Annotated in this window: 2 protein-coding genes and 1 pseudogene; 1 reads left to right on the top strand and 2 read right to left on the bottom strand. The window is 33.4% G+C overall.

From position 1 onward, the window contains the following. Positions 1–332 precede the first annotated feature (332 nt). Positions 333–902, top strand: a complete 570-nt coding sequence (locus DWX73_RS12900; RefSeq protein ID WP_118349092.1) for a helix-turn-helix domain-containing protein — start codon at positions 333–335, stop codon at positions 900–902. 216 nt (positions 903–1,118) lie between these two features. Here DWX73_RS12900 and DWX73_RS12905 read toward each other — a convergent pair whose 3' ends face one another. Both DWX73_RS12905 and DWX73_RS12910 read right to left on the bottom strand, forming a co-directional pair. Next, entirely contained in the window at positions 1,119–3,692 is a 2,574-nt protein-coding gene (locus DWX73_RS12905; RefSeq protein WP_118349093.1) for a TrlF family AAA-like ATPase, read from the bottom strand. Positions 3,693–3,708: 16 nt separating this feature from the next. Then, positions 3,709–3,903, bottom strand: a pseudogene (locus tag DWX73_RS12910) (hypothetical protein); the annotation flags it as partial. Positions 3,904–4,004: the final 101 nt, after the last annotated feature.

Here is a 4,004-nt window from a genome sequence, read left to right on the forward strand (position 1 = left end):
TCCAACCCTTTTCCTTTATTATACCATAAATAGTACAAAATAGCACGTATAAATTCATAAAAATTTGACAAAAAAATAAGCCTTAAATGGCTTAAATAAAGGATTTCTAAGGAAAGTTATAAAAATGATGTGTCAAACTCCCGGATTTAATGCCATTATATCCCCCGTTACTGCTAATGTCAATAGCACTTCATGCGTTATAGGTTTCTTTTTTGTACTCTTTTTTATTGATTTTCTGCTAGTTTGTGTTATAATATGGACAAATAGTTATTCATTTCTTGATTTCACTATCTTCAACGAATGTTTATCAGGACTAATGCAGAGGTGACTTTATGAATTTTAATCTGAAACTAAAAAAAATCCGGACATTCCGGAAAATGACACAAAAAGAACTGTCAGAGAAGATCGGACTGACCGATCAACATAGAATTGTACAATATGAAAAAGGCGTTCGTGTTCCGAAAAAAGATCTGGTTGATAAAATGGCTAAGGCTCTGGATGTCAATCCTTATACCCTCTATGATACCGCTGGACGTGACGCTTCCGAAATGATGGAACTGCTTTTCTGGCTGGATGAATTTAATCCATCTGCATTGCATCTGTTTCTCCCTAAGAAATTTCCCGGTGAAAAATGCAATGAAGTAGCAGACACTTCCGTTTACTACCATGACAATGATAGCTGGCCGGCTCATGCACCTGTCTGTATGTGGTTTGACTATGGGGTTCTGAATGATTTTCTGAAAGAATGGGTAGTTCGAATGGATGAGCTGAAATCCGGTATGATTACCAGAGATGAATATTTTGAATGGAAAATTAACTGGCCACAGACTTGTGATGGATGTGGAAAATATGAGCCTAAGAAGCAATGGCTCTCTGTAAAATCAAAACTCAGTGAAACTTAAGCAAAACTTAAATTCACTGCATTTTTCCTCTTTTGCAAAAGGAAAAGCACTGTAAAACCAATAATCCAATGGTTTTCAGTGCTTTTTTCATGTTTTTCCTATTAAATTTTCCTCAGACACCTATATAAGTGAAACTTAGCGAAACTTAAATTATGCCCAATATGGAATATACATATTTGTTTGTTCTTGATTTTTTAATCTGATCATCTATGCAATCTATTTCCATGATGTATAAATTAATTGCCTTTTATCAAATGCTTCCTCTCCGCCTTCCATAATATCTACAATTTGCTTATGTGTAGATTTCAGGTCAATATTCCCTTGCGATATATCAATCGTTGTATCTTGATACTCAACCACAAAAATTCTTTCAGCATCACCCAGAACTGGAATGTTAGCATTGTGTGTAGCAAAAATAAATTGTATATCTTGTTTCTTTTTCGCAATTGCTGTAATTACTTCATCGTAAATAATTTTATTATCCAAATCATCTTCTGGCTGATCTATAAGAATAATATCATTATCAGACTGCATGAGTATAAACAATATAAGAGCTGACGCACGCTGCCCTATTGAATGGTGTCGTAATAATTTGTCATGATAATATATTTCAACATTATTGGAAACCTGATTCTTCAGAAGATCCGCATACTGATCTTGCAATTTTTTATCAAGCTTTGTATATTCTGAGGATGAAATAATTTCCTTGATTTTCATACCATCACATAATATCCAGTCTTCTATAAGCTCCACATAATCTCTAAACGTGTCACATAAGTATTGATATTTTATTTCAGAAATACCTGACCCCCTAAAATCAGTCTTCATCTGTGATTTAAAATTATCTCTGTCACCTTTAAAATCAATAGTGATTTTTAATTCATTTTGTGATTCATTAATTTTCTGAATTTCAAGTTTATATGCATTGAATTGTTCTAATAATATATCATTTCTTTCACGCATTGCTTTCTTGAATGCACTTTCTATTTGTTTTTTGGATTTAGCTCGTTCATCTAGTTGCTTTAAATTCTCTTTATATTTTTCCAGCTCTTCTGTCATTTTGACAAATCCATCAATATCTAACGTATCATCTTTGATTTCTCTTTTTATTTCAGCAAATTCATCAGATAATCCATCTATTTTTTTCGATAACATTTCCACTACATCTGCAAATTCTAACGAATTACTTTCTATCTGCGTGACGGCCTCTCCAATTTTTAAAATTTCATTTCCAATTGCACTTAAAATATCACTTGCCTTCTTTATAATATCAGAATTATAAACACTTTCCACGCCCTGCAAGCCTAAAATCACATCTTTATTATTATCATAACACTTTTTTAATTCTCGTACTGCTGAATCAATTCGTCCTTTTACAGAATCCAACTTTGCTTTATCTGTTGTGTATCCAGTTTGTTTTTTTAATTTTTCTGCAACGCCTTTTTCCTTGTAAATAGACATTTTATGCTCAACTTCAGATTTTTTAATTTTGTATTCCTCAATCTGCTCTGGAATTTTATTCGCATCTAATAATTGAGAAACCGATGTTGTCAACTCCTTCACACAAGATGTTATTTCTGCACTTTTCCCTATTTTTCCACCAACCAATTTCTCAAGAAGACCATTTTCATGATCAGCACTATTTGATAGATCTTTTTGCCCAAAATATTGAATTCCATCAAACAAGCTTGACGGTTGTATATTTAAGTCAAGTCCATTTTCATCTATAACATTACTCTGTTCTCCGTATATACGACTAACAATATAATGTTTGCCATGTTTATCAACAACAGATACTGTTGCTTTTCCTCCTGAGCCAAAAATATTTTTTATCAGTGATTCTTTATATTCTTTATCTGTTTGCAACGGTAAATCAAATATATAACGAATTGCTTCAAGCACAGACGACTTTCCACTTCCGCGAATTCCAATTAACGAATTAAGCTCTGATGAAAATCTAATAGTCTGACCATCAAATTTTCCGCCTTGAAAACTTATAGATTCAATATACCCATGTCTTCTTTCCGGTAATGATTCAGCAACTCTACTTTTATAGTCCTGTAATGCAAATTTAATCGCCGCATATGAATATTCTCCGATTTTTAAATATGTTTGTTTATCCCCTTTTCCAATATCTTTCAATGATTTAGGATCCGATCCCTCTATAAGAGCTGGAATATATCCAAAACAACGATTAAATTTATTTATATTATCCCTTGTCCTCGATTTTTGTATTCCTAAAACTCGTTTTCTAAACGGAGCAAGCCCTGAGAGCGATTCTAAAAGACCGCCTCCACATTCGTTAAACAAACCACTGCCTTGATCAACATGGGCAAATATTACAAAATAATCTTTTCCATACTCCTCCAGTTTTTCCAATGTGCTTTTTAAATCATAACAACATTTTGTATTTCTATTTTCAGGATTAGATATTGTTGCAAATGCGGCTGTTAAAAATGTTTGAATGTGATTATTGCCATTTTCTAACCATTCATCAGGATTAAAAACTATAAGAGTATGTATACCATTAGCTCCCTCTTTAACAGTCAATTCTACACCAGGTAATATAAATATTTTTTCTTTGCTTGCTGCCCTTTTTAAGGCTTTATATTCATCTTTGTCAAATTTATTATGATTGGTAATAACTCCAACAGAAATATTAGCTTGTTTCAATGCCGAAATATATGATTTCACAAAATCATTTGGTTCACCACTATATGAAAATTCTTTATCTTTTTGTGTATGCAGATGAAAATCTGCCCTTAAAAATTCAAGCCCTGATTCAAACATTTTATCCCTCCTTATATTACTCTACCCCCAACGCCTTAAACACTGCATCTTCCGCACTCTGATATGGAATCAACTGAAATGCACTCATCAGATCAGCTGGAACACTTGCGAAATCAACAAACGCGGTACTCGGAATCAGCACCTTCTTTGCGCCGCTATCCAGACACACCTGAAGTGTATTGGCAAGTTCATCCACCTTTATCATTGTACCAAGCCGCTAGCGCGGCGGCTAGCCCCAGGTACGTGAATTTTCCACTTTTTTAACAAAAAAGTAGCAGTTTTTGAATATATGTTGTATTGTTGAGTTACCAC

The sequence above is a fragment of the Coprococcus sp. AF21-14LB genome, assembly GCF_003458885.1.
Lineage (GTDB): Bacteria > Bacillota > Clostridia > Lachnospirales > Lachnospiraceae > UBA9414.

What these genes read in the sequence shown, in the direction of transcription:
- DWX73_RS12900 (WP_118349092.1), top strand. Translation starts at nt 333, where the DNA reads ATGAATTTTAATCTGAAACTAAAAAAAATCCGGACATTCCGGAAAATG.
- DWX73_RS12905 (WP_118349093.1), bottom strand. Translation starts at nt 3,692, where the DNA reads ATGTTTGAATCAGGGCTTGAATTTTTAAGGGCAGATTTTCATCTGCAT.